General features: G+C 66.6%; 26 protein-coding genes. 17 read left to right on the forward strand and 9 right to left on the reverse strand.

Translation table 11 applies throughout. The annotated features are described in order from the left end of the window. The first annotated feature begins 34 nt into the window (after positions 1-34). From C1A30_RS30145 to C1A30_RS30170, 6 genes are all read left to right on the forward strand, one after another. Positions 35-1,333 carry a hypothetical protein gene (locus C1A30_RS30145; RefSeq protein WP_101951887.1) on the forward strand — a complete coding sequence of 433 codons (1,299 nt, stop codon included), beginning with the start codon at positions 35-37 and terminating at the stop codon, positions 1,331-1,333. Continuing rightward, positions 1,330-2,049, forward strand: coding sequence for a hypothetical protein (locus C1A30_RS30150; protein ID WP_142392684.1), 720 nt, complete (start codon positions 1,330-1,332; stop codon positions 2,047-2,049). The genes C1A30_RS30145 and C1A30_RS30150 overlap by 4 nt, the downstream gene beginning before the upstream one ends. Before the next feature lie 710 nt (positions 2,050-2,759). Next, the gene (locus C1A30_RS36260) at positions 2,760-3,380 is read left to right on the forward strand and encodes a hypothetical protein (RefSeq protein ID WP_235010264.1); all 621 of its coding nucleotides are present in this window, start codon (positions 2,760-2,762) and stop codon (positions 3,378-3,380) included. Between the two features lie 15 nt (positions 3,381-3,395). Next, entirely contained in the window at positions 3,396-4,124 is a 729-nt protein-coding gene (locus C1A30_RS30160; protein ID WP_101951890.1) for a hypothetical protein, read from the forward strand. Between the two features lie 44 nt (positions 4,125-4,168). After that, positions 4,169-5,734, forward strand: a complete 1,566-nt coding sequence (locus tag C1A30_RS30165) for a phage tail sheath subtilisin-like domain-containing protein (RefSeq protein ID WP_101951892.1) — start codon at positions 4,169-4,171, stop codon at positions 5,732-5,734. After that, positions 5,731-6,327 (forward strand): hypothetical protein, encoded by a 597-nt coding sequence (locus C1A30_RS30170; RefSeq protein ID WP_101951893.1) that lies wholly within the window; start codon positions 5,731-5,733, stop codon positions 6,325-6,327. Before C1A30_RS30165 ends, C1A30_RS30170 begins: the two co-directional genes overlap by 4 nt. Positions 6,328-6,333: 6 nt before the next feature. On the opposite strand, the gene C1A30_RS30175 is transcribed toward C1A30_RS30170, so the two are convergent. Both C1A30_RS30175 and C1A30_RS30180 read right to left on the reverse strand, forming a co-directional pair. After that, entirely contained in the window at positions 6,334-7,131 is a 798-nt protein-coding gene (locus tag C1A30_RS30175) for a family 1 encapsulin nanocompartment shell protein (protein WP_101951895.1), read from the reverse strand. Next, positions 7,128-8,156, reverse strand: a complete 1,029-nt coding sequence (locus tag C1A30_RS30180; protein WP_101951897.1) for a Dyp-type peroxidase — start codon at positions 8,154-8,156, stop codon at positions 7,128-7,130. The genes C1A30_RS30175 and C1A30_RS30180 overlap by 4 nt, the downstream gene beginning before the upstream one ends. Before the next feature lie 43 nt (positions 8,157-8,199). Here C1A30_RS30180 and C1A30_RS30185 point away from each other — a divergent pair, with 43 nt between their 5' ends. Then, positions 8,200-9,456, forward strand: a complete 1,257-nt coding sequence (locus C1A30_RS30185; RefSeq protein WP_101951898.1) for a M18 family aminopeptidase — start codon at positions 8,200-8,202, stop codon at positions 9,454-9,456. A gap of 14 nt (positions 9,457-9,470) precedes the next feature. Further along, positions 9,471-9,821: a VOC family protein gene (locus tag C1A30_RS30190; RefSeq protein ID WP_101951900.1), complete on the forward strand. Its 351-nt coding sequence runs from the start codon at positions 9,471-9,473 to the stop codon at positions 9,819-9,821. Here C1A30_RS30190 and C1A30_RS30195 read toward each other — a convergent pair. Further along, on the reverse strand, positions 9,818-11,626 hold the full coding sequence (locus tag C1A30_RS30195) for a thiamine pyrophosphate-requiring protein (protein WP_101952990.1): 1,809 nt from the start codon (positions 11,624-11,626) through the stop codon (positions 9,818-9,820). The two genes, C1A30_RS30190 and C1A30_RS30195, sit on opposite strands and share 4 nt — an antisense overlap. A gap of 47 nt (positions 11,627-11,673) precedes the next feature. Between C1A30_RS30195 and purL the strand changes: the two genes are divergently transcribed. Genes purL through C1A30_RS30215 form a run of 4 tightly spaced genes read left to right on the forward strand, consistent with a single transcriptional unit; the run spans position 11,674 to position 17,136 of the window. Next, positions 11,674-13,971 carry a phosphoribosylformylglycinamidine synthase subunit PurL gene (gene purL, locus C1A30_RS30200; protein ID WP_101951901.1) on the forward strand — a complete coding sequence of 766 codons (2,298 nt, stop codon included), beginning with the start codon at positions 11,674-11,676 and terminating at the stop codon, positions 13,969-13,971. Next, positions 13,968-15,692, forward strand: a complete 1,725-nt coding sequence (locus C1A30_RS30205) for an alpha/beta-hydrolase family protein (RefSeq protein WP_101951902.1) — start codon at positions 13,968-13,970, stop codon at positions 15,690-15,692. Before purL ends, C1A30_RS30205 begins: the two co-directional genes overlap by 4 nt. Further along, on the forward strand, positions 15,692-16,345 hold the full coding sequence (locus C1A30_RS30210; protein WP_101951904.1) for a CPBP family intramembrane glutamic endopeptidase: 654 nt from the start codon (positions 15,692-15,694) through the stop codon (positions 16,343-16,345). Before C1A30_RS30205 ends, C1A30_RS30210 begins: the two co-directional genes overlap by 1 nt. Next, positions 16,342-17,136, forward strand: a complete 795-nt coding sequence (locus tag C1A30_RS30215; protein WP_101951905.1) for an SDR family NAD(P)-dependent oxidoreductase — start codon at positions 16,342-16,344, stop codon at positions 17,134-17,136. The genes C1A30_RS30210 and C1A30_RS30215 overlap by 4 nt, the downstream gene beginning before the upstream one ends. Positions 17,137-17,205: 69 nt before the next feature. Here the strand turns inward: C1A30_RS30215 and C1A30_RS30220 are convergent, their stop codons facing one another. Beyond that, positions 17,206-17,616, reverse strand: coding sequence for a PPOX class F420-dependent oxidoreductase (locus C1A30_RS30220; RefSeq protein WP_101951906.1), 411 nt, complete (start codon positions 17,614-17,616; stop codon positions 17,206-17,208). Positions 17,617-17,656: 40 nt separating this feature from the next. Beyond that, positions 17,657-18,850, reverse strand: coding sequence for an MCE family protein (locus C1A30_RS30225; RefSeq protein WP_101951908.1), 1,194 nt, complete (start codon positions 18,848-18,850; stop codon positions 17,657-17,659). Positions 18,851-18,866: 16 nt separating this feature from the next. On the opposite strand from C1A30_RS30225, the gene C1A30_RS30230 reads away from it, so the two are divergent. Both C1A30_RS30230 and purF read left to right on the forward strand, forming a co-directional pair. Further along, positions 18,867-19,265: a sterol carrier family protein gene (locus C1A30_RS30230; RefSeq protein ID WP_101951909.1), complete on the forward strand. Its 399-nt coding sequence runs from the start codon at positions 18,867-18,869 to the stop codon at positions 19,263-19,265. Positions 19,266-19,376: 111 nt separating this feature from the next. Beyond that, positions 19,377-20,909: an amidophosphoribosyltransferase gene (purF, locus tag C1A30_RS30235; RefSeq protein WP_101951910.1), complete on the forward strand. Its 1,533-nt coding sequence runs from the start codon at positions 19,377-19,379 to the stop codon at positions 20,907-20,909. Here purF and C1A30_RS30240 read toward each other — a convergent pair. Together C1A30_RS30240 and C1A30_RS30245 are read right to left on the reverse strand one after the other, a co-directional pair. Continuing rightward, positions 20,906-21,856: an NAD(P)H-binding protein gene (locus C1A30_RS30240; RefSeq protein ID WP_101951911.1), complete on the reverse strand. Its 951-nt coding sequence runs from the start codon at positions 21,854-21,856 to the stop codon at positions 20,906-20,908. The genes purF and C1A30_RS30240 overlap by 4 nt on opposite strands. Before the next feature lie 15 nt (positions 21,857-21,871). Further along, entirely contained in the window at positions 21,872-22,297 is a 426-nt protein-coding gene (locus C1A30_RS30245) for a cupin domain-containing protein (RefSeq protein ID WP_101951912.1), read from the reverse strand. 108 nt (positions 22,298-22,405) lie between these two features. Between C1A30_RS30245 and purM the strand changes: the two genes are divergently transcribed. After that, the gene (purM, locus tag C1A30_RS30250) at positions 22,406-23,479 is read left to right on the forward strand and encodes a phosphoribosylformylglycinamidine cyclo-ligase (protein WP_101952991.1); all 1,074 of its coding nucleotides are present in this window, start codon (positions 22,406-22,408) and stop codon (positions 23,477-23,479) included. A 6-nt stretch (positions 23,480-23,485) separates the two neighbouring features. Here the strand turns inward: purM and C1A30_RS30255 are convergent, their stop codons facing one another. Next, entirely contained in the window at positions 23,486-23,668 is a 183-nt protein-coding gene (locus C1A30_RS30255; RefSeq protein WP_101951913.1) for a DUF3073 domain-containing protein, read from the reverse strand. Positions 23,669-23,844: 176 nt separating this feature from the next. Beyond that, positions 23,845-24,918, reverse strand: coding sequence for a folate-binding protein YgfZ (locus C1A30_RS30260; protein WP_101951915.1), 1,074 nt, complete (start codon positions 24,916-24,918; stop codon positions 23,845-23,847). Between the two features lie 34 nt (positions 24,919-24,952). On the opposite strand from C1A30_RS30260, the gene C1A30_RS30265 reads away from it, so the two are divergent. Then, positions 24,953-25,831, forward strand: a complete 879-nt coding sequence (locus C1A30_RS30265; protein ID WP_101951916.1) for an aminodeoxychorismate lyase — start codon at positions 24,953-24,955, stop codon at positions 25,829-25,831. 32 nt (positions 25,832-25,863) lie between these two features. Continuing rightward, positions 25,864-26,772, forward strand: coding sequence for an adenylate/guanylate cyclase domain-containing protein (locus C1A30_RS30270; protein WP_235010266.1), 909 nt, complete (start codon positions 25,864-25,866; stop codon positions 26,770-26,772). Positions 26,773-26,872: the final 100 nt, after the last annotated feature.

Raw genomic sequence — 26,872 nt, forward strand, 5'->3', positions numbered from 1 at the left:
ACGTTCGCGGTTGCAGAGTTGGCGGCCAGACTCGATGTCGTCAGCCGCATCGACGATTGAGGCCGCCGGGGTTTCGATCTACAACGCGGTCCGGAATCTCGACGATGGCATTGACCGCATGCCCGAATCGCGGGGGTGGGCCGGTCAAGCCCAGGACGCGGCATCGAAGATGTTCGATCGCGCGACGAAGAGGTCGTCGACGTTCAAGAACTACACCGAGGCGTTCGCAACCGCACTGCAAACAGGTACCGCATCGATAGGCAAGGCTCGATCCGAACTACTCGCCAAGGCGGACGAGATCGATGGTGGTCCGCTGAACGTCACCGACCAATGGGTTGTGCTCATCGATCCGGCGGGCATGTCGGCGGAGAAAGCGGCTGAGCTACAGAAGGAAGCAGAGGCAGCACAAGAGGAGATCAACGGGCTGGCGCATGCCGTCGACGAAGCCGACGCTTCCGCCGCACGTCAGTTGGTGGTTGCCCGGGCCGGCGAGGGCGCGATCTTCACGAATCTGGAGTACGGGCCGCCCGGGCCGGTGCCGCCAGTTCCCGGCGATGACGTCCCCGACCCGAGCGCAGCGGAAGGTCGGCAATTTCAGGAAATTGCCCGCGCTCAGGACATGGCGTCAAGTGTTCGCGACGTCAGCCATTCAGTGGACAAGGATGGCAACCAGATCACCACGTTCACAATGCTGGACGGCAGCAAGCAAGTGACCACCGAATACATCGATCAAGGCTTGCCGAGCGAACAGGTGTATCCCGCAGGTACCGTGACGGTCCTTCACACTGACAAAACCGGGAAGACTGTGTCGCTGACGTCGACCATCCCGCGTGAGGATGGCGGCAAATCGACCGAGGTGTGGTACGGCAACGGAACGCATGTGGTGATGTCGGAGACCGCCGACGGAGTCCGCACGGGCAGTTGCACGACGCCCGACGGGCGCCACAGCGTGCTGCCGGACTCCTTCTTCAACGATCCGATTTCCACGCTGGCCGGTGGAGCGCTTTCAGGCCTGGAAACCAAAGCTCACAAAGGTATTCCCGGCCTTTCGACGGCGGAACTCGAGAAAGTCAAAGCCGGTGCGAAATGGGGTGGCCCGGCGCTGGGCATCGCCACGATGGCGTACAACATGGTGTCGGCGGACACCTTGCATGATCGGTGTGTCGCGGCGTGGTCCGGCGGTGTTGGGCTGGCGGGCGGTCTCGCCACGACCGTCGTGGTGGGAGCCATACCGGGAGTGGGTCCGATCGCTGCAATGGGAGCCAACACCGCGGGCGGTTTTGTCTTCGGGTACGTCGGGGAACTGGTCGGCAACGTAATGTGCCCGCCGTGAGGTCAACGACCGCAACCGTCCTTCTGTGGATCGTCCTCGGTCCCTTTGGGGTTTTCTGCCTTGTGTGGGCGTTCATCTTCGTCGCGCGAGGCGCGTTTCTGTCGGCCGTCGTGGCTCTCGGGTTCGCGATCTTCGCCTTGGGCTTCATACTGATGCTGGCAATCATCGCGTTACGCAAGGTGAAACCCCGCGTCGCGCTCGAGGACGGCGGAATCATGGTGCGCCCGGACCGACGAGTGGACATCCTGCTAACGGCTGCGACGTTTGGGTGTTTCGTCGCAATGGCGTGTTACGCCATCTTCGCGCCCCTCGACATGCTCGGCATACGCGTGCCGCGCAATGACGAGCGATACTTCGTGTTTGCCTGTGTGGCAGGGGTATTGGCTGGTGTCTTCAGTGTGCGGCAGATAATTCGGCGGCGCGGAACAAGCTATGTCCGCTTGACTGCCGACGGATTCGAGTTGGGAAACACAGTGTCGTCCGTCACGCGCTCCTGGAGCGAGGTGACGGAAATAGCGGACAGACCCCAAAAGGCACGGCATTCCACCGGAACCACCTACATCACAGCGAGAGACGGCGGTACGCGGATACTTCCGTCAGATTGGTACACACCGAGCGGTCACGCACTGCGTGAGCTAGTGCGCTTCTATTGGAAAAATCCAGAAAACCGCGTAGAGCTGGCCGACGGGCGGGCGCTGCAGCGGCTCGAAAGTTAAGGCGTCACAGAATGTTCAGACGGTGGCTTGTACTCACGGGCGTCTTGCTTGCCTTGACCGGCTGCGGCGAGAGCGCAACGGAAAGTAAGCCGCAAGCGCCATCGGGCGCCGTCGAGCTTCCTCAACAGATTCTGCTGTCGTCGTCGATGCGTGAGCGGCCGGTGCCGGGGTGGACAACGACGGTCAAGGATCTCGCACTGCCAGCCGGGACTGTGGTCCGACCGGTGGGCAATATCGGTGATCGCGGCATCTTCCTTGGCATCACGGGGGAAGGTTGGTGGTTGCTGGGTCTGGATCTGACCAACGGCAGGCGGCTCTTCGGACCTGTGCGACTCGGAGCGGCCGGTGACTCGACGAATTTCGACTGTTACGTGAACGGTCCCCCCAATGTTCTGTGCGTACGGCAGAGCCCCGACCCGAAGACACCTTCGACGGCGTGGGTCGTCGACACTTCCTCAGGACAACTGACTTTCGACGGTCCTACCGACCTCCACGTAGCGCGGACACAAGATCAGCCGAGCCTGGAGCAAGTCGGAAACTACGCGATTGCGACCGTTTTCCGGAAAGGCGTCTATGGCATCGGATCGCGCGGTGAGAGAACGTGGTTCGTGCCGGGTGATGGTGACCTGTCAACGCAATTCACGGAGCCGGATCGAGACATTCCTCCATCGAGACTGGCGGTCCAAGGTAATGGCGGGTTAGCAGACGTCGTGTTCTCTGTGGCCGACGGCAGAATCGTGAATCCTTCTCTGCCGCACGGGGTGGAATTGAAACGAGCGGTCGTGTATCCCGGCGGCTTCGGATACGAATATGCACCCGCGAATGACCTCTTCAAGGAACGCGTCGCGTTCTTCGACGAGACGGGAAGGAAGCTGAGCGATCCGGCGATGGAAGGCAAGCTCGATCTCGGATCGCTTGATCTGCCGATGATCTCAGCGGACTCAGGCCGCGCCGTTTTCAGCCTCGACGGCCGGGTCCTTCTGCAGCTTCCGCCGTCAGCGCCCGCGGCGGAGGCCCGCGTCATCGGCTCGCGGTATTTCTTCGCTGCAGATGCCGATCATCGGCAGTGGCAGCAGTTCGACGTGAGGACCCGTGCACCAGGAAAGACCTGCGAAGGCGACAGCCTCGGTGTCTATTACATCGCATCCGACGGTGAAACGGCTGTCGCGAAAGGCGACGGCACCGCGCAAGCGGTCGACCTGTCGACGTGTGACACTCTCTGGTCCATTCCGGGCCCCGCTCCGGACGAAGCCAAAGAGGTGTGGAAGGTCAACACCACACTGGTGCAGCGCACCGACGACAAGCTGTTCTCGTTGGTCGCACCGCACTGAGGCCAGGTCCGGCCGATGAATCTGCGAACCGCGGTGCTGGCGTGGGTCTTCCTCGGCCTGATCGGGAGTTTGGCGGCGACCGTTGCCGTTCGCGCTACGGTGCGGGGCGGGTACCCCACGGCGGTCGCGGCCATCGGCGGCTGCGCATTCTGCTATGGACTCATAGCACCGCTGATAAAGATCGTCAGGGGAAATGTGAGCCCCCGCGTCGAAGTCGATGGCACAGGAACCACATTCCGCCCAGATCGAGGCATCGATATTTCTGTACAGGTGTCGATCGCCGGCCTCGTGGTGGCAAGCGCTCTGATCGCGGTGCTCGCACCTCTTGGGAGGCTCGATGTGCCAGTCCCACCGGTGATGCGGCATTCGCTGCTACCCGCCAGTTGTGTGATCGTCGCATTTGGAGTACCGGTGTTGTGGCGATTCGTTCGACGCGGTAGCAGCCGATACCTCCGATTGACGCCGGGTGGATTCGAACTGGCACAGCGCTGGCGTCCTGTGTCCGTCGACTGGCATCAAGTGGCAGACATTTCAGACAGGGCGCCCGGACAGCACCAATCCACACTGGGAGCTGTCGTATTCGTGCTGTCTGACGGCAATTTCGCCATGTTGCCGGCCCAGGCGATGACCCCAAACGGCTCCGCGTTGCGTCAGTTGATCCGCTTTTATTGGACACATCCGGAATCACGCGACGAGCTCACCGACGGTCGAGCTCGCACGCGGCTCGCGCAGATGCAGCTCTGACAGAACGCCTGCGAATCTCGGCGCAGGCGACGAATATCAGTCAGATGCCGGACGACGTCTCCCACCCGGGTGTCTTTATCGAGGAGTCCCCAGCGGGACACCCCATCGCTGGTGTTGCGACGTCGACTACAGCCTTTCTCGGCCAGGCGGCGATGGGCCCCACCGACAAGCCGGTCAGCGTCTTTGATCTCACCGACTTCATCGACCAGTTCGGTCCCCTCGACCTGAACTACCCGATGGGCTTCGCGGTCCGCGACTTCTTCGCCAACGGTGGATCGCAGGCGGTCATCGTTCGGCTCTATGAAAACCCATCCGTGGGCAACCCGGCAGCCGTCCTCAAAGCGGGTACCGTCCACCCCGTCACGCTGGTCGCCACGTCACCCGGAGATTGGGCCAACAGCCTTGAAGCGCAAGTCAAACACGACGGCGATGCCGGGGTGGCAACCGACCTGGGGTTGACGACCGACGACCTGTTCAGCTTGCGCGTCAGGGCCAGGCCGGGCGGACCACAGGAGAAGTTCCTCAACCTGACGGTCAAAGACACTGCGCGCCGCGTCGATCGAGTGTTGGCGCGCGAGTCCGCGTTGGTGCGGATCGCCGATCCCGATGCGTTGGTCGAGCCTCCCGGCGAATCGGTCGACGGCACCGGCACCGCGACATGGGATCACGTGCAGCCCACCGACGTCGGCCACCCCAGCGCGCCACTGGACCTCGCCGCTTATGCAGGCGACCGGGCGGCACGAACCGGTAAGTACCAGCTCGCGCACGTCGACCTCGTCAACCTCGTGTGCGTGTCGGCCAATACCCTCGACCACTCGGTGCCGGCGCCCGTGTACCGGGACATCCTCGACTACTGCGTCGAACGCCGTGCGTTCCTCCTCGTCGACGCGCCGGCCGACTGGACCCGCGCCGACCTGACCGATCGGCTCTCCCAATTCCAATCCATCGAAACGGCCGCCCGCAATGCTGCGGTCTTCTATCCGCGGCTGCTGCAGAAGAATCCATTGCGCGGGAACCAGATCGAGCCGTTCGCCCCATGTGGCGCGGTAGCCGGAGTGATCGCGCGCACCGACGCTACCCGCGGCGTCTGGAAGGCCCCGGCAGGCGCCGACGCCTCACTCGCCGGTGTGGTGGGGCTATCGGAGAATCTTTCCGATGCCCAGGCGGGCCCGCTGAATCAGCACGGCATCAACGTGATTCGCACCTTTCCGACGGTCGGCCCGGTGGTGTGGGGAGCACGCACCATGCGCGGCGCCGACGTCAACGCCGACGAGTTCAAGTACATCCCCGTCCGGCGCACCGCGCTGTTCATCGAGGAAAGCCTGCAACGCGGACTGCAATGGGCGATGTTCGAACCCAACGACGAACCACTGTGGGCGCAGATCCGGCTCACGGTCGGCGCGTTCATGAATGACCTCTTCAGGAAAGGCGCCTTTCAGGGGCAGACGGAAAGAGACGCCTATTTCGTCAACTGCGGCAGGCAAACCACGACCGACGACGACATCGACAACGGCGTCCTGAACGTCGTCGTCGGTTTCGCCCCACTCAGACCCGCCGAATTTGTCATCCTGCAGTTGCAGCTGATCGCAGGGCAGAAGGGGCCGCCATGATCATCTTGACCGACACCGTCAACACGTGGGGCTACTCGGCCACCGTCCACTACGCCCATGCCGCGCACGCCGTCGTCGCTCAATCGACGCTGGCGTTGCACACCGAGTTCAACGCCAACATCGCGCCGAACCCGATATTCCGCAGCTACGCGCTGCTTCGGCGGGCGGTGGTCGGCGGGTCGACGGTCACCGTGAACGGACCGTCGCTAGTGGCAAGGGACCTCACCGAACTGCACGTCGAACTGATCTCCGACAACGGTGCGGCGGTGGCCGTGGTCAACCAGTTCGACACCACCGGCGCCTTCACCGGCCCACCCGAGGAGCCCGCCGCCGTGCGGACGGTCTCGTTCCACCGGCCGTCAAACGGCACCACCGCCTACGCCCACACGACGAAGGTCTACGCCGGTGGCCGCGACATCGGAGAACAGGAAGCCGTCGACGCGGCGGTCGCGGGGGCGCGGGCACACAACCTGAATCCGGCGGATCTGGTGATGAAGGTGACGACGGACGCGGCACGGACCACCCGCCCGCAGCGGCTCGATCTGCAGACCAACGAATTGATCGACGAACCGGACGCCCGCTCGGCGCTGTAGGAAACGCTACGGCGTCAGCGCGACCGAGGCCTCCGCGGTGTAGCAGAGGAACGTCAGTGTCTCCTCGAGGTACAGCTCGACGTTGTCGGCGGTATGCGAGGAGTAGCCGATCGACACGTCGGTGCCCAGCTGCAGATCGAAATCGCCGCCGCGCGTCGACAACACGAACGCGCCGTCGATCGCGGGCGCCCAGATGATGTCGCCGTCGACGAGCCGGTTGAGGTGCTCGCGGATCGGATACCCGTGCTCGGTGGTCTCACTGACCTTCGTGTACACGTCGGCCGACAGCAGCACCGAATACGGCCCGTCGACGCCTGCCAGACGCAGCTCCGACAACGCTTGGGCGATCACGTCAGGAATCTCGCGGGCGTCCTGCGGCAGCGCCAGCGCCGTATTCGAACTGCATGCGCGGATTCCGTCGATGGACGCCGCCTGATATCCCTCGAAGATCGCCCGGTCCTCGACGAACGCCAACTTCTTGGCGGCGTCTTTGACCGGATCCCAGTCCGAGTCCTGCGACCCCCGCTCGACGTCGTCGATCGCGATGCGCGACACCGTGAATGGAACCCGCAGCCGCACCAGCGGTTTAGCCTCACGCAGGTGAGCCACCACACCGTCGCCCGGTGACGTGACGTCGAGCAGATGTCCCGTGCTGATGCCCGCGGTCACCGGGCCACCCGGCTCACTCACGTCGACGACGCGCCGTCCGGCGATGTGCCGCTTGAACGTTCGCGCGGCCTCTTCTTCGATCTGCTGCCAAGCGGCATCGGTGATCGGAGCCAGCTCGCGATACAGGTTGTTCATTGACGAATTCCTTTCAGGCTGCCGATCGCCAGCGACCCGTTGGTGCCGACGGGCGCAACAGCGACATCTGGTTGGTCTTCTGCAGGTTCCGAATCCGGAAGCGGCGGTGGATCATTGAGGAAGTCGACGATCGGCGTGAAGAACTTACCGCCGGTGATCGCCGTCGAGAACTCGAGGATGTGGTCGGTGTTCCCCGGCGGATCACCGATGAACATGTTGCGCAGCATCCGCTCGGTCACCGCGGCCGTGCGCGAGTAGCCGATGAAATACGTTCCGTACTCGCCCTTGCCGATCTCGCCGAACGGCATGTTGTGCCTGACGATCTTGAGTTCGTTGCCGTCGTCGTCCTCGATCACGTTCAGCGCGATGTGCGAGTTGGCCGGCTTCACATCGTCGTCCATCTCGATGTCCTCGAGCTTGCTGCGCCCAATCACCAGTTCCTGCTCGGTGACCGACAGTGCGTCCCACGCCGACATGTCGTGCAGATACTTCTGCACGTGGACGTAGCAGCCGCCGGCGAAGTCGGGGTCCTCGTCGCCGATCTCGGTGGCCGACACCGCGAGTGGCCCGTCCGGATTCTCGGTGCCGTCGACGAAGCCGAGCAGATCGCGGTTGTCGAAGAACCGGAAACCGTGTGTCTCGTCGACGACCGTCACCGCCCCCAACGCCTTGACGATCCGGCCCGCCAACTCGAAGCACATATCCATCGAGTTCGCCCGGATGTGAAACAGCAGATCGCCGGGCGTCGCGGGAGCCTTGTGGCGGCCGCTGTTTAGTTCGATGAACGGTGTCAGCTCGGCAGGCCGAGGACCGGAGAACAACCGGTCCCACGCGTCGGAGCCGATCGAGGTGACCACCGACAACTTCTTGTCCGGGTCGCGGAAGCCGACCGCGCGCACCAACCCCGCGATGTCGGGCAGCGCGTCGTGCACCGCGGCCTCGCCGTCCTCGTCGATGGTGACCACGAGGAAGATGGCTGCCGGTGTCAGCGGCGCCGTTACCGGTTGTGGCAGTGGCTCGGGCACCGTCTGACCTTATCGTCAAGATCGTCGGCCATGATGGTTAACCATGTCGGCAAGTGCCAAGGGGCTATGTGAGTTCATCGACGCGTCACCTTCGCCGTTTCACGTGTGTGCGACGGCCGCGCAGCGGCTGACCGACGCCGGGTTCACCGAACTGTCCGAAGCCGACGCGTGGCCCGCCTCGGGACGCTTCTTCACGGTGCGGGCCGGATCGCTGGTCGCCTGGATCGCAGGCGACGAGGCCACGACGCCGTTTCGCATCGTCGGCGCCCACACCGACAGCCCCAATCTTCGGGTCAAGCAGCATCCCGACCGCTTCGTCGCCGGTTGGCAGATCGTGGCGCTGCAGCCCTACGGCGGGGCGTGGCTGAACTCCTGGCTGGACCGCGACCTCGGCATCAGCGGCCGGCTGTCGATCCGGGTCGGCAACACGGTCGACCACTGGCCGGTTCGCATCGACGAGCCGATCCTGCGGGTGCCTCAGCTGGCCATTCACCTGGCCGAGGACCGCAAATCGGTGTCGCTGGACCCGCAGCGGCACGTCAACGCGGTGTGGGGCGTCGGCACCGGCAGTGGGTCGTTTCTCCGGTACGTCGCCGAGCACGCAGGCGTCCCGGAAGCCGATGTGCTCGGCTACGACCTGATGACCCACGACCTGAACCCGTCGCGGCTGGTCGGCGCGAACCAGGAGCTGGTCAGCGCACCGCGGCTGGACAACCAGGCCACCTGTTATGCGGGGCTCGAAGCCTTCCTGGCCGCGCAGCCGAAGGAGCATCTTCCGGTGCTCGCCCTCTTCGACCACGAAGAGGTCGGCTCGCAGTCGGACCACGGTGCGCAGTCCGAACTGCTGCCGACGGTGCTGGAGCGCATCACGTTGGCCGCAGGCGGTGGCCGCGAGGACTACCTGCGCAGGGTGTCGACGTCGATGGTGGCCTCCGGGGACATGGCGCACGCAACGCATCCGAACTATCCCGAGCGTCACGAACCGGGGCATCTGATCGAGGTCAACGGTGGCCCGGTGCTCAAGGTGCAGCCGAACCTGCGCTACGCCACCGACGGCCGCACCGCCGCGGCGTTCGCCATGGCGTGCGCCCAGGCAGGCGTGCCGCTGCAGCGCTACGAGCATCGGGCCGACCTGCCGTGCGGGTCGACGATCGGCCCGATGACGGCGGCGGGCACCGGCATTCCCACTGTCGACGTCGGTGCGCCGCAACTGGCCATGCACTCGGCGCGGGAGCTGATGGGCGCCGCCGACGTCGCCGCCTACGCCGCGGCGCTCGCGGCCTTTTTGTCACCGGCTTGACCTAGGCTCGCGCCATGACACTCAACGTGGAATCGATCACGTTCGACACCACTGACCCGGACACCGCGGCCCAGTGGTGGGCGCAGGCTGCCGGCGGACAGTTAACCCCTTATGTCGCAGGCGAATACGTCGCCGTCGAACGCCAGCCGGAGCCCAAGTTGCTGTTCCAGAAAGTCGCGGACCCGACGCCGGGGAAGAACAAGATCCACCTCGACTTCACCGCTGCCGACGTCGAGGCGGAAGTGCAGCGGCTGGTCGATCTCGGCGCCAAGGAGACCGGACGGCACAGCCTGGGCCCGGTCTCGTGGGTGGTGCTGGCCGACCCGGAGGGCAACGCGTTCTGCGTCACGTCCTCTGCTGACTAAGAGCTGCCCCTGGACAAACCCACGCGGGTGACGAGTTCAGCGGCCTTGTTCTTCGCGAGTTCGCCGACCACATGCCAACCGTTCGGGTCGCCCTTGAGGATGGCCTCGGCCATCGACTTCATCTCGTCGTAGGTGGCGTGCGGCGGGATGGGTGGCACCTCCGGATCCGTGCGCACGTCGAGCACGACGGGCTCGCCTGCTGACAGCGCCTGGTCCCACGCCGCGCCAAGCTGCTCCGGGTCGTCGACGGCGATCGCCGTCAACCCCATCGCGCGTGCCACGTCGGCGTAGGACACCTCGGGCAGGGTCTGCGACTCCTCGAATTTCGGTGCGCCGCCCATCGCCCGCAGCTCCCACGTGACGTGCGACAGGTCGTTGTTGTGGAACACGCACACCACCAGCCGCGGATCCGACCACTGCTGCCAGTACCTGCGGACGGTGAGCAGTTCGGCCAGCCCGTTCATCTGCATCGCGCCGTCGCCCACCAAGGCCACCACCGGGCGGTCCGGGTGGGCGTACTTGGCGCCGATCGCGTACGGCACCGCCGGACCCATGGTGGCCAACGTCCCCGACAGCGAACCGCGCATCCCCGGCCCGAACCGCAGGCACCGCGCGTACCAGTTGGTCGACGAACCGGAGTCGCCGGTGACGATCGCGTCGGCGGGCAGCCGGCTCGACAGCTCCCACACCACCCGCATCGGATTCACCGGCTTGGCCGACAGCATCACCTGGCGTTCCACGGTCTGCCACCAGCGCGCGACGTTGCCCTCGACGGTGTCCCGCCAAGACCGCTCCGTCTTCCGGTTCAGCAACGGAAGTAGTTCGGCGAGAGCGGTTTTGGCGTCGGCCACGATGTTGACCTCGGTGGGGTAGCGCATGCCGATGTTGGCGCCGTCGATGTCGATCTGCACGGCTCTGGCCTTGCCGTACTCGGGCAGGAACTGGCTGTAGGGGAAGTTGGAGCCGACGATCAGCAGCGTGTCGCAGTCGCGCATCAGCTCATAGCTCGCCCTGGTGCCGAGCAGGCCGATCGCTCCCGTGACGTAGGGCAGATCATCGGTGAGCACGTCCTTGCCCAGCAGCGCCTTGGCGACACCCGCTCCGGTGCGTTCGGCCACTTCGTGGATTTCGGTGGCCGCCCCGCGGGCGCCCTGGCCGACGAGGATGGCCACCCGCGAACCGGCGTTGAGGATGTCGGCCGCGAGCGAGATCGCGACAGGGTCGGCGGAGGCCAGCGGTTCGACGTCGTGCGGACCGCTCGACGGCACCTGTTTGAACGCGTGCGCGGGCGGTTCGTACGGCTCCTCCTGCAGATCCGACGGGATCACCACAGCGGTCGGTGCCCTGCGAGCGCGCGCGGTCCGAATCGCCCTGTCGATGGCGTTCGGTAACTGGCTGGCGACGTTGACCTCGACCAGGTAGTCGCTGGCCACGTCCTTGAACAGGGTCTGCAGGTCGACTTCCTGCTGATAGCTGCCGCCCATCGCGCTGCGCGCCGTCTGGCCGACGATGGCCACGACGGGCGTGTGGTCGAGCTTGGCGTCGTAGAGCCCGTTGAGCAGGTGAATCGCACCGGGTCCCGAGGTGGCGAGGCAGACGCCGACGTCGCCGGAGAACTTCGCATAACCGGTGGCCGCGAACGCCGCCATCTCCTCGTGGCGTGCCTGCACGAACCGCGGCTGGTTGTCGGCATCGCCGAACGCGGCGACGATCCCGTTGATGCCGTCGCCCGGATAGCCGAAGACCTGCTCGACCCCCCATTCGCGCAGGCGGGCGAGCAGGAAATCAGCAACGGTTTGACCCATGAGCGTCGCGATACCCGCGAGGATGCTGGCCAAACTAGACTGGCCGGGTGACGTCGGAGCTCACCAACGCCCTTGACACTGTCGACCACGCCACCGCCACTCCCGAGCAACCGCAGCCGTTCCGCGAACTCGGCCTGAAGGACGACGAGTACCAGCGGATACGCGAGATCCTCGGTCGCAGGCCCACCGACGCCGAGCTGGCGATGTACTCGGTGATGTGGAGCGAGCACTGCTCGTACAAGTCGTCGAAGGTGCATCTGCGCTACTTCGGTGAGACCACCACGGAGAAGATGCGTGAGGCGATGCTCGCCGGCATCGGCGAGAACGCCGGCGTCGTCGACATCGGCGACGGCTGGGCGGCCACGTTCAAGGTGGAGTCGCACAACCATCCCTCCTACATCGAGCCGTATCAGGGCGCGGCCACCGGTGTGGGCGGCATCGTCCGCGACATCATGGCGATGGGCGCACGACCGGTGGCGGTGATGGACCAGTTGCGGTTCGGCGCCGCCGACGCGCCCGACACCCGCCGGGTGGTCGACGGGGTGGTGCGCGGCATCGGCGGCTACGGAAACTCGCTGGGACTGCCCAATATCGGCGGCGAGACGGTGTTCGACGCGTCCTATGCCGGCAACCCGTTGGTGAATGCGCTGTGCGTCGGCGTGCTGCGCAAGGAGGACCTGCACCTGGCGTTCGCGTCCGGCACCGGCAACAAGATCATCCTGTTCGGTGCGCGCACCGGCCTCGACGGCATCGGCGGCGTTTCGGTGCTGGCATCCGAGACCTTCGGCGGCGACGAGGGGGGCGCATCGGGTCGCAAGAAGCTGCCCAGCGTGCAGGTCGGCGATCCGTTCATGGAGAAGGTGCTCATCGAGTGCTGCCTCGAGCTGTATGCCGCCGATCTGGTCGTCGGCATCCAGGACCTCGGCGGCGCCGGATTATCCTGTGCCACATCCGAACTCGCGTCGGCTGGCGACGGTGGAATGAAAATAGAGCTCGACGCCGTGCCGCTGCGCGCCGCCAACATGACGCCCGCCGAAATCCTGTCCAGCGAGTCGCAGGAACGGATGTGCGCGGTCGTCACCCCTGAGAACGTGGACAAGTTCATGGCCGTGTGCCGCAAGTGGGAGGTGCTGGCCACCGTCATCGGTGAGGTCACCGACGGCGACCGACTGGAGATCACCTGGAACGGCGAGACGGTGGTCGACGTACCGCCGCGCACGGTCGCCCACGAGGGCCCGGTGTACGAGCGGCCCGTGCAGCGTCCGGACACCCAGGACGCGCTCAACGCAGACACCTCGGCCCATCTGCCGCGGCCGAAGACCGGAGAGGAACTGAAGGCCACTCTGCTTGCGCTGCTTGGTAGTCCGCACCTGTGCAGTCGGGCGTTCATCACCGAGCAGTACGACCGCTACGTGCGTGGCAACACCGTGCTCGCCGAGCACGCCGACGGCGGCGTGCTGCGCGTCGACGAGACCACCGGCCGCGGCATCGCGGTGTCCACCGACGCGTCGGGCCGCTACACCCAACTCGACCCGTACACCGGTGCGCAACTCGCGCTGGCCGAGGCGTATCGCAACGTCGCGGCTACCGGTGCCAATCCGGTCGCGGTGACCAACTGCCTCAACTTCGGTTCACCGGAAGACCCGGCGGTGATGTGGCAGTTCAGCCAGGCCGTCCGCGGGTTGGCGGATGGGTGTGCAGCACTTGGCATTCCGGTCACGGGCGGCAACGTCAGCTTCTACAACCAGACCGGAACCACGCCGATCCTGCCGACGCCGGTGGTCGGGGTGCTCGGTGTGATCGACGACGTCAAGCGGCGCATCCCGACGGGGCTGGGCACCGAGCCCGGTGAGACCCTGCTCCTGCTCGGCGACACCCGCGACGAATTCGACGGCTCGATCTGGGCCCAGGTCACCGCCGACCATCTCGGCGGGCTGCCGCCGAAGGTCGACCTTGCCCGCGAGAAGCTGCTGGCCGAGGTGCTCGCCGCGGCGTCGCGCGACGGGCTGGTGTCCGCGGCGCACGACCTGTCCGAAGGCGGGCTGATGCAGGCCGTCGTAGAGGCGGCTCTGGCAGGCGAAACCGGTTGCCGCATCGTGGTTCCGGAGAACGCGGATCCGTTTGTCACGTTGTTCAGCGAGTCCGCGGGCCGGGTGCTCGTCGCGGTGCCGCGCACCGAGGAGAGCCGATTGCGCGCGATGTGCGAGGCACGCGGGCTGCCCGCGACGCGGATCGGCGTCGTCGACGAAGGCAGCGATTCGATCGAAGTACAGGGCTTGTTCACGGTTTCGTTGGAGGACCTGCGCAGCACGTCGGAGGGCGTGCTTCCCGGGTTGTTCGGGTGACCGGGGCGGTCAAAGAACGACATCCGCTACTCGTCTGGGCGTGGAGCCTGGTCCACCTCGACTTCACCGGGGTGGCCGTCGGCGCGCTGTTCTTCTGCCTCTCGTTGACCCCGTCGCTGCTGCCGCGTGACTGGTTGTTCCAAGGCTTGATCGGGGGCCTGAACGCGGCGATCGGCTACGGCATCGGCGCGTTCCTGGAAAAGATGGTGCGGCGCTTCGTGTTGCGCCGACGGGACTGGTGGCCACCGTCGAAACGGGTGATGTACGCGGTGAAGACGGTCGTCGTCGCGGGTTCGGTGTCGGCGTGTGTGTTGATGATGATCCCCGCGGCAGCGTGGCAGCGTCAGGTCTCGTCGGTGATGGGCATGGAGGGCCCGAACACGCTGGGGTACATGCGCACCCTGATCATCGCACTGGCGGTCGCCGCGGTGTGCGTGGCTGTGTCGCGAGTGCTGCTCGACGTGATCAAAACCATGGCCCGGTTCTTGATCCGACGTTGGCATCTGCACGACGAGATGGCGCTGTTCATCGGTACCGCCATCGTGGTGGTGCTGGCCGTGACGCTGATCAACGGCGTCCTGGTGCGCGGTTTCCTGGCAGGCGCGAACCGGGTGTTCCAGCCGCAGAACACCACCACCCGTGCGGGCATCGTGCAGCCGCTGCAGCCTGAAAGATCGGGCAGCCCAGCGTCATACGCGCCGTGGGACACGCTGGGCTACCAGGGCCGTAATTTCGTGGCCACCGGCCCGCACGTGGACGAGTTGACCCGGTTGAACGGCAGGCCCGCCAAGGAACCGATCCGCGTGTACGTCGGGTTGAACACCGCCGAGGACGACGAGAGCCGAATGGCGGTGCTGCTGAGCGAACTCGAACGCACCGGCGCATTCGACCGCAAGCTGCTCGTCATCATCCCGACCACCGGCACCGGATGGATCAACCCCGTCGCCGCGCGGGCGATCGAGATGATGTACAACGGCGACACCGCGCTGGTCGGATCGCAGTATTCCTTTCTGCCCAGCTGGATTTCTTTCCTCGGCGACAAAGAGAAGTCCATGCGGTCCGGACGGATGATGATCGACGCCATCCACCAACGGTGGACGCAGTTACCCGCCGACCGCAGGCCGAAGCTGGTGCTCTACGGCGAAAGCCTCGGATCGATGGCCGGGCAGGGCGCATTCGGCTGGCTGCCCGACATCTCGCGGATGGGCTTCTCGTCGGTGCTGTGGGTCGGTCCGCCCAACGCGAGCCCGATGTGGAGGGGCCTCATCGCCCGCCGCGACCCGGGCACCACCGAGGTGGAGCCGCGGTACGACAACGGCCGCACGGTGCGGTTCTCACAAGGTATCGACGCCAACGAGATCCACGACGACACGATGGCGCCGTGGGAGGGCACCCGGGTGCTGTTCCTGCAGCATCCGTCGGACCCGATCGTGTGGTGGTCGGAGAATCTGCTGTTCACCCGGCCCGACTGGCTGAGGGAGCCGCCGGGCCGGGACCGGACCGCGTCGATGCGCTGGTATCCGATCATCACCTTCTGGCAGGTCGCGGCCGACATGACGAATGCGTCGTCGGTGCCAGGTGGGCACGGCCACAACTACGGCGACTTCGTGCTCGACGGCTGGGCGGCCGTCACCCCGCCGGACGGCTGGACCCAGCACGACACCGAACGCATCCGCATCGCGCTGCAGAAGACTGAGTCCGAAGACGGGCCCGAATACTGATGCGGCCCAGCAAGACTCGCGCTCTTGGTCTTGCCGCGGCACTGGTCGGCTGGAGCTTCGCCGCGCCTCGGGTGCGGTGGCATCCGGTTCCGAACGCGTCGCTGGGCACCGGCCTGGTCGCAATCACGCAGTCCCCGTTGGGTTTTCGCCCGCCCACGCTGTGGTCGGGTATCCGGCACGGGCTCGCGGCGGGTGCGGTCGCCGCGCTGGGCATCGCCGCCGTGTCGGCGCTGCCGCCGGTGCGCAACGCGATGGCCGAACGCGAATTGCCTAAGGGCACCGCCCGCTGGCTGCTGCTGACCATCCCGGTCGGCACGGTGTGGCCGGAGGAGGCCGCCTACCGGGCCGCGCTGGGCACCGTCGCGGAGGCGGCATTCGGCCCGACCCGCGGCAGGCTGCTGCAGGCGGCGGCGTTCGGCCTGTGGCACGTCGTCGACGCCCGCGTCACCGGGCAACCGGTGGCGGGCACCGTGCTGGCGACCGGCGCCGCGGGTTGGGTGTTCGGTTGGCTGCACGCGCGATCCGGCAGCGTGATCGCGCCGATTCTGCTGCACCTGGCGATCAACGAGGCCGCCGGGTTGACCGCACTTCGCGTACAACGCCGCGCGAGGCGGCTAGGGTCATCGGCCTCGGACCAGAGGAGCACCGGGTGACCAACGCTGATCGCGCGCGCTCGCGCACCTTCGTTGTGACCGGAGCCGCGTCGGGCATCGGGCTCGCCACCGCCAGGCGGCTGCTGGCCGAGGGCGGCACCGTCGTCGGAACAGACATTGCAGACCCGCCAGACGATCTCGGTGATCGCTTCGATTTCGTGGCGGCCGACATCACCGACGAAGACGCGGTCGGTGCCGTGTTCGCCGCTGTGCGTGGGCGGCTCGACGGAGTGGTGCACTGCGCAGGTGTCGCAGGCGGCGGCCCGATCCACCTGCTGCCCCGCGAGGAGTGGGAGCGGGTGATCCGGATCAATCTCACCGGGACGTACCTGGTGGCCAAGGCGGCGCTGGCCCGGATGATCGAACAGCCGCGCATCGGCGGAGAGCGCGGATCGGTGGTGACGCTCGCGAGCATCGAGGGTCTCGAAGGCACAGCGGGCGGCAGTGCGTACAACGCCGCGAAGGGCGGCGTCGTGTTGCTCACCAAGAACATCGCGCTCGACTACGGCCCGAGCGGAATCCGGGCGAATGCCATCTGCCCCGGCTTCATCGACACCCCGATGCTGGAAAGCGTGATGGGCTTCGAAGGTATGGAGGGCCCGTTGCGTTCGATCACCGAGGAGCACGCGCTGGGGCGCCGAGGGCAACCGGAGGAGGTGGCCGCGATGGCGGCTTTCCTTGTCTCCCTTGATGCCTCGTTTGTCACCGGGCAGGCGATCGCGGTCGACGGTGGCTACACGGCGGGCCGAGATCACGGCGTCGTCAAGCTGTTCGGGTTTCCCGTCGACTGACGTCGTTACCCGTCCAACCGACGGCGGCGGCCAGCCGTCGGTGAACCGCAGTCCGCGAGATCTCTTGATTCAGGCGTCCCGACGATCTACGTGCAGCTGATGCGGCTCGCTGACCTGGTCGTCGATGCCGAAGCTGATGATCCGCCGTGGCGTCACCCGGATGATCGCGGTGTCCACGCCATTGCCCGGCGGCGGAATCTCGGCTTGCTCGGCGGTGCCGCGGATTTCCAGGCAGCGAACCCGCCACGGGTCGCGCGACGTGATGTCGTCGACGACGAACGCCACCTTGTTGTTGTGGGCGATATTGCGGTACTTCTGGCTCTTCGACATCCCGTAGCCGGCGATGTCGATGGTGCCCAGTTCGTCGTTGTAGACGAATCCGACCGGACTGTTCTGCAGCGTGCCGTCGGGCTGGATGGTGGCCAACCGGCCCAGCTCCGCCTGGCTCAGGAACTCGAGTTCGTGGGATTTGAATGCCATGGCGTCAACGTAGAACCTCAACAAACGTTCATGTCAACGCTCACGGGTTGATCGTGTTCTCGCCGACTTGTCGGCCCCACACGTAGTCGATCAGTATCGGTTGGCCGAGTTCGAAATGGTTGTACGGCGCGATCGAAGCGCCGGTGTCCATCACCAGATACGGGGCGGGCCACAGGTCCCGCGAAATGTCCTGCCAGCAGCCCGGCCTGCCTTCCGGCCCGCCCCTGGCGTTGGTGCGGGGCAGGTTGTCGGGATAGACGTACGGGTTGCCGCCGCCGCCGACCGTGCCCGACGACGACGCCAGCGAATAGCCGTTGCCGCCGAGCGCCTTGGAGACCTGTTTCTGCACGACCGAGAACTTGCGAATCGTGCAGAAGATCATGCCCTGGTAATTGTCGAGAAGTTGCGTCGTCGGGACCAGGTCGGCGGCGCCGCGGACCAGATACGGTCCGCCACGTTCGAAGCTGTCGGCGGCATCGTTGGCGAACCCGACTGCGGCCATCAACACCTCGTCGATGTCGGCGTGGTACTCGTTGAAGGTCTGCGCGGTCCGCACTGCATGCCCGAGGCCGCTGAAGAGATCGGGCGACGCGTCGGCGTAGATGTCTGCCAGGTCTGCCAGCCCGCGGTTGTCGGCGGCGACCTGCGGCATCTGCGGATTCAGTTCGCCGAGGATCTGATTGCCATTCTCCAGCGATTCGCCGAACCGATCGCCAAGGCCGGTCAGCGCATCGGCGGCGGCGGCCAGCGTCTGATTCAGCTTGATGGGGTCCACCTGCTCGGCGATCGCGGTGACCGTCTCGAACAGCGTGTTGAACTCCGTCGTGACAGCCGAGGCGTCGATCACGTCGCTGGGGGTAATCCGTTGCGGCGCCGGGTTTTTCGGGGAGCTCAGGGAGATGTACTTGTTGCCGAACACCGTGGTGGCCCTGATCTCGGCGGCGACGTTGGCCGGGATGAACTTCACATAGCGGCGGTTGACGTCGAGCGTGAGCTTCGCCTTCTGGTCGTCCATCGCGATCCGCGCCACCCGGCCGATCTGCACGCCGTTGTAGGTCACCTTCGATCCCCGTTCGACGACGAGGCCGGCCCGCGGTGACAGCAGGGTCAATTGGATGTTGTCGGTCAGCGCGCCGCGAAACGCGAGAAAGATGAAAACCGCAACGGCCGCCGCGATCGCCAGGAAGACCGCGCCCGCCGCTTTATAGGGCGGTCGGTGGCGGTCGACGAGCACTTTGAGAATCTAAGGTATGGCCGCCCGCCGCAGTGCCGATCCGGCGAAGACCCGCGCCGCCGTTTCCGCAGTTCTCGCGTGGTTGAAGGACGCAGGCAGGCCCGAACCCGGCCGCACCGAACTTGGCGAGGCGGTTCGGTTGACCGCCCGCACCCTTGCAGCCGTCGCGCCCGGCGCCAGCGTCGAGGTCCGGGTGCCTCCTTTTGTTGCGGTGCAATGTATTTCCGGGCCTGCGCACCGCCGCGGGAACCCGCCGAACGTCGTCGAGGCGGATCCGCGCACGTGGCTGCTGCTGGCCACGGGCCTGCTCGACGTGGAAGGCGCCACCGCGACGGGCGGCCTGCAGTTGTCCGGATCGCGGGCAAGTGAGATAGCCCACTGGTTGCCGCTGGTTGCCGTCGACGGAAATGTCTGAGCTAGACAGTTTGTTGGTGTGTCACGCGACACTGCGTCGCGATTCCGTGATTACTCGGTGGTAGCCGTAGACTGGGTGCGTCTACCCCCCCGCCCTGGGAGCAGCCATATCGTGACCGGCCCGCAGACCGATCCAGAACCCCGCGAAGAGTGTGGCGTATTCGGCGTCTGGGCGCCGGGCGAAGAAGTCGCCAAACTCACCTACTACGGCTTGTACGCGCTTCAGCACCGCGGCCAGGAAGCCGCAGGCATCGCCGTCGCCGACGGTTCGCAGGTGCTGGTGTTCAAGGATCTCGGCCTGGTCAGCCAGGTCTTCGACGAACAGACGCTGGCCGCGATGGAAGGCCACGTCGCCATCGGGCACTGCCGCTACTCCACCACCGGCTCCACCACCTGGGAGAACGCCCAGCCGGTGTTCCGCAACACCGCTGCAGGCACCGGCGTCGCGCTCGGCCACAACGGCAACCTGGTCAACGCCACCGAGTTGGCCGCCCGTGCCCGCGAAGCCGGTCTGCTCGGCACCCGCGGCGCTCCCGCCGCGACCACAGACTCCGACATTCTGGGCGCGCTGCTGGCCCACGGCGCCGCTGACTCCACGCTCGAGCAGGCGGCGCTGGAACTGCTGCCGACCGTGCGCGGCGCGTTCTGCCTGACGTTCATGGACGAGAACACCCTCTACGCGGCGCGCGATCCGTACGGGGTACGTCCGCTGTCGCTGGGCCGGTTGGACCGCGGCTGGGTGGTCGCCTCCGAAACCGCCGCACTCGACATCGTCGGTGCGTCCTTCGTGCGCGACATCGAGCCGGGCGAACTGCTGGCCATCGACGCCGACGGGGTGCGCTCCACCCGCTTCGCCAACCCTGAGCCCAAGGGCTGCGTGTTCGAATACGTGTATCTGGCCCGGCCGGACAGCACGCTTGCGGGGCGATCGGTGCACAAGACCCGCGTCGACATCGGCAGGGCGCTGGCGCGCGAGCATCCCATCGACGCCGACCTGGTGATCGGTGTGCCCGAGTCCGGCACACCGGCGGCGGTCGGTTATGCGCAGGAGTCGGGCATCCCCTACGGCCAGGGCCTGATGAAAAACGCTTATGTGGGGCGGACTTTCATCCAGCCGTCGCAGACCATCCGGCAGTTGGGCATCCGTCTCAAGCTCAACCCGCTGAAGGAAGTGATCCGCGGTAAGCGGCTGATCGTCGTCGACGATTCGATCGTGCGCGGCAACACCCAGCGCGCGCTGGTCCGGATGTTGCGCGAGGCGGGTGCCATCGAGGTGCATGTGCGGATCGCCTCGCCGCCGGTGAAGTGGCCGTGCTTCTACGGCATCGACTTCGCCACGCCGGCCGAGTTGATCGCCAACGCCAAGAGCATGGAGGCGAACGAGGCCGACATGACCGAGGCGGTGCGGCACGCCATCGGCGCCGACACCCTGGGCTACATCTCACAGGCGGGCATGATCGCGGCCACCGAGCAGCCGACATCGAGGCTGTGCTCGGCCTGCTTCGACGGCAACTACCCGATCGAACTGCCCGGCGAAACGGCGTTGGGCAAGAACGTGATCGAGCAGATGCTGACAACCGCGGCGCGCACCGGCATCCCGTTGCAGGCCGACAACGACAACGCGTCGGCGCTGCGCAGGCCCTAGCGCGGGCCAGCCCAACTCGGATCACTCGGCAGCGGACCGTGCTGCAACGCGCGTGCGACCGCGTCGCGGTAGCCGGTCAGGCCGGTCGGGGGTGGCGCGATGACGTCGTCGATGTCTGAATTACGCATCACCGCATCGCATTCCAGCGATTCGATCAGCGGACGCGCCAGGCCGGGCGGCATCGGTGTGACAAGCCCGATCCACAGGCTCGCGATCGTCGGGGTCAGAAACGGCAGCGCCACGATCAACCGCCTGCGCAGCCCGGCCACCTCGGCATAGATCTGGAGCGCGTCGCCGTACTCCATCACGTCCGGTCCGCCGACGTCCCACGCCCGCGACGATCCGACCGGCGCCGTCGCCGCTTCGGTCAGGTAGTGCAGCACGTCGTCGATCGCGATCGGCTGGATCTTGTTGTGTACCCACTTCGGCGCCGTCATCGCGGGCAGCCGGTTGGTCAGGTGCCGGATCATCTCGAACGACGCCGAACCCGAACCGACCACTATTCCTGCTTGCAGCACAACGGTTTCCACGCCGGAGTCCACCAGGACATCGCCGACCGCGGCGCGCGACCGCAGATGCGGCGACAGCTCGGCGCCCTCGGGATGCAGGCCGCCCAGGTACACCAACCGGCGCACGCCCGCCTGCCTGGCGGCGGCCGCCACGTTGCGTGCAGCGCGCGCCTCCTCGGCGACGAAATCCTTGGCGGTGCCCATCGAGTGCACCAGGTAGTAGACGACGTCGGTTCCGTCGAACGCCGCGGTCAGCGAGTCCGGTTCGGCGAGATCCCCGCGGACGACGTCGACGCGTTCCCGCCATTCGGCGCCGGCGAGCTTGTCGGGGTTGCGGGCCATGGCGCGCACGCAATGGCCCTTGTCGAGCAGTCGCGGCGTCAACCGGCCACCGATGTAGCCGGTCGCGCCCGTCACCAGGCAGCGGATGTCACTCACCCCCCGATCTGGGCCCTATCCGCAGCCGGGATCGGGCACTTCCACAGCCAGCGGAGTACCCGCGGGTTGGATGTAATCAACCCAGAGTTTCACCGGACCGGGACCGAGGTTGCGGCCGTTGTGCGCCGCGTTGGGTCCGCTTTCCTCGGTGACCGCCGAGCCTTGCGGAGACGCGATGACAGAACAGTCGCCCATGGTGCGGGTCAGCGTGCCCTCGCGGACGACGCCGAACACCCGGCCGTCGTGGTAGTGCCAGCCGGTGCTGCCGCCGGGTTGGATGGTGATCTCCCGGGTGATGTAGTCGATGCCGTCGACCGTGGCCTGCGAGATGGTCACCGCGTCGGTCATGACCGGGGCCGTGGCGGACGCCGTCGCCGCCACGGCCGTGGCGGCAGGCGTGATCGCCGTGCCGAGGAGCGCAAACCAGCGAACTGTTTTCATGGTCGGTCACATTCCCACAGCGGGCGCGATCATGGCGGTCGATCTGGGAGAACCGCTGCCGTTCGACCGGTTACCCAGCGGTGGGCAACGACGGTAGCCTTGCTGTCGATGACGGATCAAGCCGAACAACACGGCATCTCCTACGCATCGGCTGGTGTGGACATCGAAGCCGGTGACCGCGCCGTCGAACTGTTCAAACCGCTGGCCAAGAAGGCCACCAGGCCTGAAGTTCGAGGCGGACTCGGTGGCTTCGCCGGGTTGTTCGCGTTACGCGGCGGCTACCGCGAGCCGCTGCTGGCGTCGTCGACCGACGGTGTCGGCACCAAGCTGGCTGTCGCGCAGGCCATGGACAAGCACGACACGGTCGGTATCGACCTGGTCGCGATGGTTGTCGACGACCTGGTGGTGTGTGGGGCCGAACCGTTGTTCCTGCAGGACTACATCGCCGTCGGCCGGACCGTCCCCGAGCGGGTCAGCGAATTGGTGTCAGGCATCGCCAACGGCTGCGTGATGGCGGGCTGCGCGCTGCTCGGCGGTGAGACCGCCGAGCATCCGGGGCTGATGGCGCCCGACCACTACGACATTTCGGCCACCGGCGTCGGCGTGGTGGAAGCCGACGACGTGCTCGGGCCCGAGCGGGTCAAACCGGGCGATGTGATCATCGCGATGGCGTCGACCGGGCTGCATTCCAACGGGTACTCGCTGGCGCGCAAGGTGCTGCTCGACATCGACCGGATGAATTTGGCCGGGCATGTCGAGGAGTTCGGCCGCACACTCGGCGAAGAACTGCTGGAGCCCACCCGCATCTACGCCAAGGACTGCCTGGCGCTGGCCGCTGAGACTCAGGTGCGCACCTTCTGCCACGTCACCGGCGGCGGGCTGGCCGGAAATCTGGAGCGGGTCATCCCGCCCGGACTGATCGCCGAGATCGACCGCGGCACGTGGACGCCTGCGCCGGTCTTCGGGATGATCGCGCAGCGTGGCCGCGTCGAGCGGGTGGAGATGGAGAAGACGTTCAACATGGGCGTCGGCATGGTGGCCGTCGTCGCGCCGGAGGACACCGACCGCGCACTGGCCGTACTGACCGCCAGGCATTTGGACTGCTGGACCTTGGGCACCGTCAAGAAGGGCAGCAAGGACAGTCCCCGTGCCAGCCTGGTGGGCCAGCACCCGCGCTTCTAGAAGGGGTTACCGCCGCCAGTCGTCCTCGGCGGCCCAATCGTCGGTTTCGGTGTCGGCGCCGTTGAGATCGCCGGGATTGTCGGAACCCGCCAGCTCGCGCTGTAGCCGTTCGAAATCCGTCTGCGGTGAGCTGTATTTAAGCTCACGAGCAACCTTGGTCTGCTTTGCCTTAGCCCGGCCGCGGCCCATGGGGGTACCCCCTCGCGCAATAACGGAGCGGCCCAATATCAGGCGGCTCCGATCTGTGTGTCTTTATTGTCCTGCCAACACTTTACCGTGCCCGGCTGATGTGCGCTGGCAGGCCCGGTCACGGCCGAGCCGCGAAACAGGCGACCCGCGGCTGAGCCGTGGATCAGACAGTTGGCTCAACGCGCTCGGCCGCGTAGCTGTTCCACGGCGAGCCGCCCGGCGCCCACCGCGTCGGTGGGCGGTACCGAATCGGGGTCGATGACGGCCGCGACGGCCGCCTCGCCGCCGGTGGTCAACGGGGTGTCGGCCGGCAGTCCGCGCTTGACCAGAGCCAGGGCGACGGCACCTTCGTCGATGTGGTCGACCACGGTGCCCACCCGGCCGACGGGCCGGCCGCCGGCCAGCAGCGGGTCGCCGGTCGCGGGCCGCTCAGCGGACCCGTCGAGATGCACGAGCACCAGCATCCGCGGCGGTTTACCCAGGTTATGGACCCGGGCGACGGTTTCCTGGCCTCGGTAGCAGCCCTTGTCCAGGTGCACCGCGGTGCCGATCCAGCCGACCTCGTGCGGGATGGTCCGCTCGTCGGTGTCGACGCCGAGGCGGGGCCGCAGGGCCGTGACGCGATGCGCTTCATAGGTCCACACGCCTGCGGCGCGCACCCCCGCGTCGATGAGTCGCTGCCGTCGCTGACCGGCCTGCTCACGGGGCACCACGAGGTCGAGTTCCTGGCGGTCACCCGGCATTCTGCGCAGGAATCCGCCGTCGGGTAGCGACACCGCCGTGCCCTCGGCAGGTAGCGCGGTCACTCCGAGCGCGTCGAGCACCTGCTGGTCGGCCAGCCCGGGGCCGAGCAGTGACAACACCGCCAAGTCGGCGGGTGCCACGGCGACGTCGGACCAGAACACCATTTTGCGGAGGTAGGCCAGCAGCGGGTCGCCGCGCCACGGTTCGGTGTCCAGATATGTGACGCCGTCGAGCTCGGTCTGCACCCAGTGATCTTCGACACGGCCCTGCCCGTCGAGGCTCAGATTCTGGGTGACGGCGCCGTCGGGTAGCTCGCTGACGTGCTGAGACGAGATGCTGTGCAGCCAGGTCTTGCGGTCGGCGCCGGTGAGCGTGAGGACCGCACGGTGCGAGCGGTCGACGACGACGGCGGCCTCGGCGGCCGCGCGCTGTTCGCCGAGCGGATCGCCGTAGTGCCACACGGCCCCCGCATCGGGTCCGGTCTCAGGGGCGGGAACTGCGGACATGTCCTCAACTCTACGAGGGCTACGCTTCTACGCCATGGCCAGCGCACCCGGAGTGGTCGTCACCCTCGACGGCGAACTGCACGACCCCGCGGCACCCCTGCTCTTCGCGGACGACCTGGCCGCCGTCCGCGGTGACGGTGTCTTCGAGACGCTGTTGGTGCGCGACGGCAGGCCATGCCTGCTGGAGGCGCACCTCGCCCGGTTGACGCAGTCGGCGCGGATGACCGATCTGCCTGAACCCGAGTTGGCGCAGTGGCGGGCCGCGGTGGCGGTCGGTGTCGAGCGGTGGATCGCCGACGGCGGCGACGAAGGCGTGCTGCGGTTGGTGTACAGCCGGGGCAGGGAAAGCGGATCGCCATGCACCGCATACGCGACGATCGGCCAGCTTCCCGCGCGGGTCGCCGACGCCCGCCGCAAGGGAGTGGCCGCGGTGACGCTGGCGCGCGGCCTGCCGTCGGACTGCGCGACCGAGATGCCGTGGTTGCTGGCGGGCGCGAAGACCTTGTCGTACGCGGTGAACATGGCCGCGCTGCGGCACGCCGAGCGCCAAGGCGCGGGGGATGTGATCTTCGTCAGCGCCGAGGGCAATGTGCTGGAGGGGCCGCGCTCGACGGTGGTGATCGCGACGGAACTCGACGGCACACCAGCGTTGCTGACACCGCCGCCGTGGTATCCGATCCTGCGCGGTACCACGCAGCAGGCGTTGTTCGAGGTAGCCCGTAACAAGGGCTTCGACTGCGACTACCGCACCTTGACCCCGGCGGATCTCTTTGCGGCGCAGGGTGTTTGGTTGGTGTCGAGCATCACGCTCGCTGCCAGGGTGCACACCCTCGACGGCAAGCTGCTGCCGCCTGCGCCGATGGCGGCCGATCTGGCTGAATTGGTCGACGCGGCAATCGTGTCCGATCGCTGAACATCGCACGACGAATACGACATGCTGGGCGAGTGGGGGACACGTCTGCGGACGTCCCGCTGACGCGGTACCAACGGATGGCGTTGCGTCGGCTGGTGAAACACGCCGGGCTGCGGCCGGGCCAGCCTTTGACCTCGGACGATTGGCAGGCCTACTTCGAGTTCTCCACCGTCAGAAGCACGCGGGCGGTACATCGGGTGATGCGCGCATTGCCGTCGAGCCCGCGATGTGGCATGTGCGGGGCGCCGTTCGCCGGCATCGGCAGCCGGTTCGTTCGGCCGCTGGGGTTCCGCCCGTCGCGCAAGAATCCGAACCTGTGCGCGACGTGCGTCGAGCTGGCACCGCCGGGCGGTATCACCACAGAGGTGGGTGTCATGTTCGCCGACCTGCGCGGGTTTACCGCGCGTTCGGAATCCATCACGCCGCAGGAGGCGACCGCGCTGTTGCGACGCCTGTATTCCGTCGCCGAGGACGTGCTGTTCCCTGAAGCGCTGATCGACAAGTTGATCGGCGACGAGGTGATGGCGCTGTATCTGCCGATCTTCGTCGCAGGAAGCTCCTTCAAGCCGCAGGACGCAGACCGGCGAACGGTGGCGAAGGTCATGCTCGAGCACGCCCGCCTGCTGCTCGCCGGTCTCGGCTACGGAAGTCGGGAGGGCCCGGCCCTCGACCTCGGAGTCGGCCTCGACTACGGCGAGGCGTTCGTCGGAAACATCGGCGGACGCGGCGCCATCAGTGACTTCACGGCGATTGGCGACGTGGTGAACACCGCGGCCCGATTGCAGGCGTGCGCAGGCAGCGGGGAAGTGGTGGTGGCCCAACGCCTCGCGGACTTCCTCGATGAACCCGTCGGACCGCTCGAACATCTTGCCGTGAAAGGCAAGCACGAACCGGTCGCCGCGCAACGCGCGCGCTGGTTCCAAACCCCGACGCAGCCCTAAATCGGTTGTCGCCGTGCGGATACGCAGGTACCGTCGCCTGTACACAAGGAAGGAGGTGGTCCGACCAATTGATTGACTTACGGACATGTGAGGTGGCTGC

The sequence above is a fragment of the Mycobacterium sp. 3519A genome, assembly GCF_900240945.1.
Classification (GTDB): Bacteria; Actinomycetota; Actinomycetes; order Mycobacteriales; family Mycobacteriaceae; genus Mycobacterium.

Bases quoted from the DNA above. Each gene is read 5' to 3' on its own strand.
- C1A30_RS30145 (WP_101951887.1), top strand. From the start codon at position 35: ATGTCGTCAGCCGCATCGACGATTGAGGCCGCCGGGGTTTCGATCTAC.
- C1A30_RS30160 (WP_101951890.1), top strand. From the start codon at position 3,396: ATGAATCTGCGAACCGCGGTGCTGGCGTGGGTCTTCCTCGGCCTGATC.
- C1A30_RS30165 (WP_101951892.1), top strand. From the start codon at position 4,169: ATGCCGGACGACGTCTCCCACCCGGGTGTCTTTATCGAGGAGTCCCCA.
- C1A30_RS30170 (WP_101951893.1), top strand. From the start codon at position 5,731: ATGATCATCTTGACCGACACCGTCAACACGTGGGGCTACTCGGCCACC.
- C1A30_RS30175 (WP_101951895.1), bottom strand. From the start codon at position 7,131: ATGAACAACCTGTATCGCGAGCTGGCTCCGATCACCGATGCCGCTTGG.
- C1A30_RS30185 (WP_101951898.1), top strand. From the start codon at position 8,200: ATGTCGGCAAGTGCCAAGGGGCTATGTGAGTTCATCGACGCGTCACCT.
- C1A30_RS30190 (WP_101951900.1), top strand. From the start codon at position 9,471: ATGACACTCAACGTGGAATCGATCACGTTCGACACCACTGACCCGGAC.
- C1A30_RS30195 (WP_101952990.1), bottom strand. From the start codon at position 11,626: ATGGGTCAAACCGTTGCTGATTTCCTGCTCGCCCGCCTGCGCGAATGG.
- C1A30_RS30210 (WP_101951904.1), top strand. From the start codon at position 15,692: ATGCGGCCCAGCAAGACTCGCGCTCTTGGTCTTGCCGCGGCACTGGTC.
- C1A30_RS30220 (WP_101951906.1), bottom strand. From the start codon at position 17,616: ATGGCATTCAAATCCCACGAACTCGAGTTCCTGAGCCAGGCGGAGCTG.
- C1A30_RS30230 (WP_101951909.1), top strand. From the start codon at position 18,867: ATGGCCGCCCGCCGCAGTGCCGATCCGGCGAAGACCCGCGCCGCCGTT.
- C1A30_RS30245 (WP_101951912.1), bottom strand. From the start codon at position 22,297: ATGAAAACAGTTCGCTGGTTTGCGCTCCTCGGCACGGCGATCACGCCT.
- purM (WP_101952991.1), top strand. From the start codon at position 22,406: ATGACGGATCAAGCCGAACAACACGGCATCTCCTACGCATCGGCTGGT.
- C1A30_RS30255 (WP_101951913.1), bottom strand. From the start codon at position 23,668: ATGGGCCGCGGCCGGGCTAAGGCAAAGCAGACCAAGGTTGCTCGTGAG.
- C1A30_RS30260 (WP_101951915.1), bottom strand. From the start codon at position 24,918: ATGTCCGCAGTTCCCGCCCCTGAGACCGGACCCGATGCGGGGGCCGTG.
- C1A30_RS30265 (WP_101951916.1), top strand. From the start codon at position 24,953: ATGGCCAGCGCACCCGGAGTGGTCGTCACCCTCGACGGCGAACTGCAC.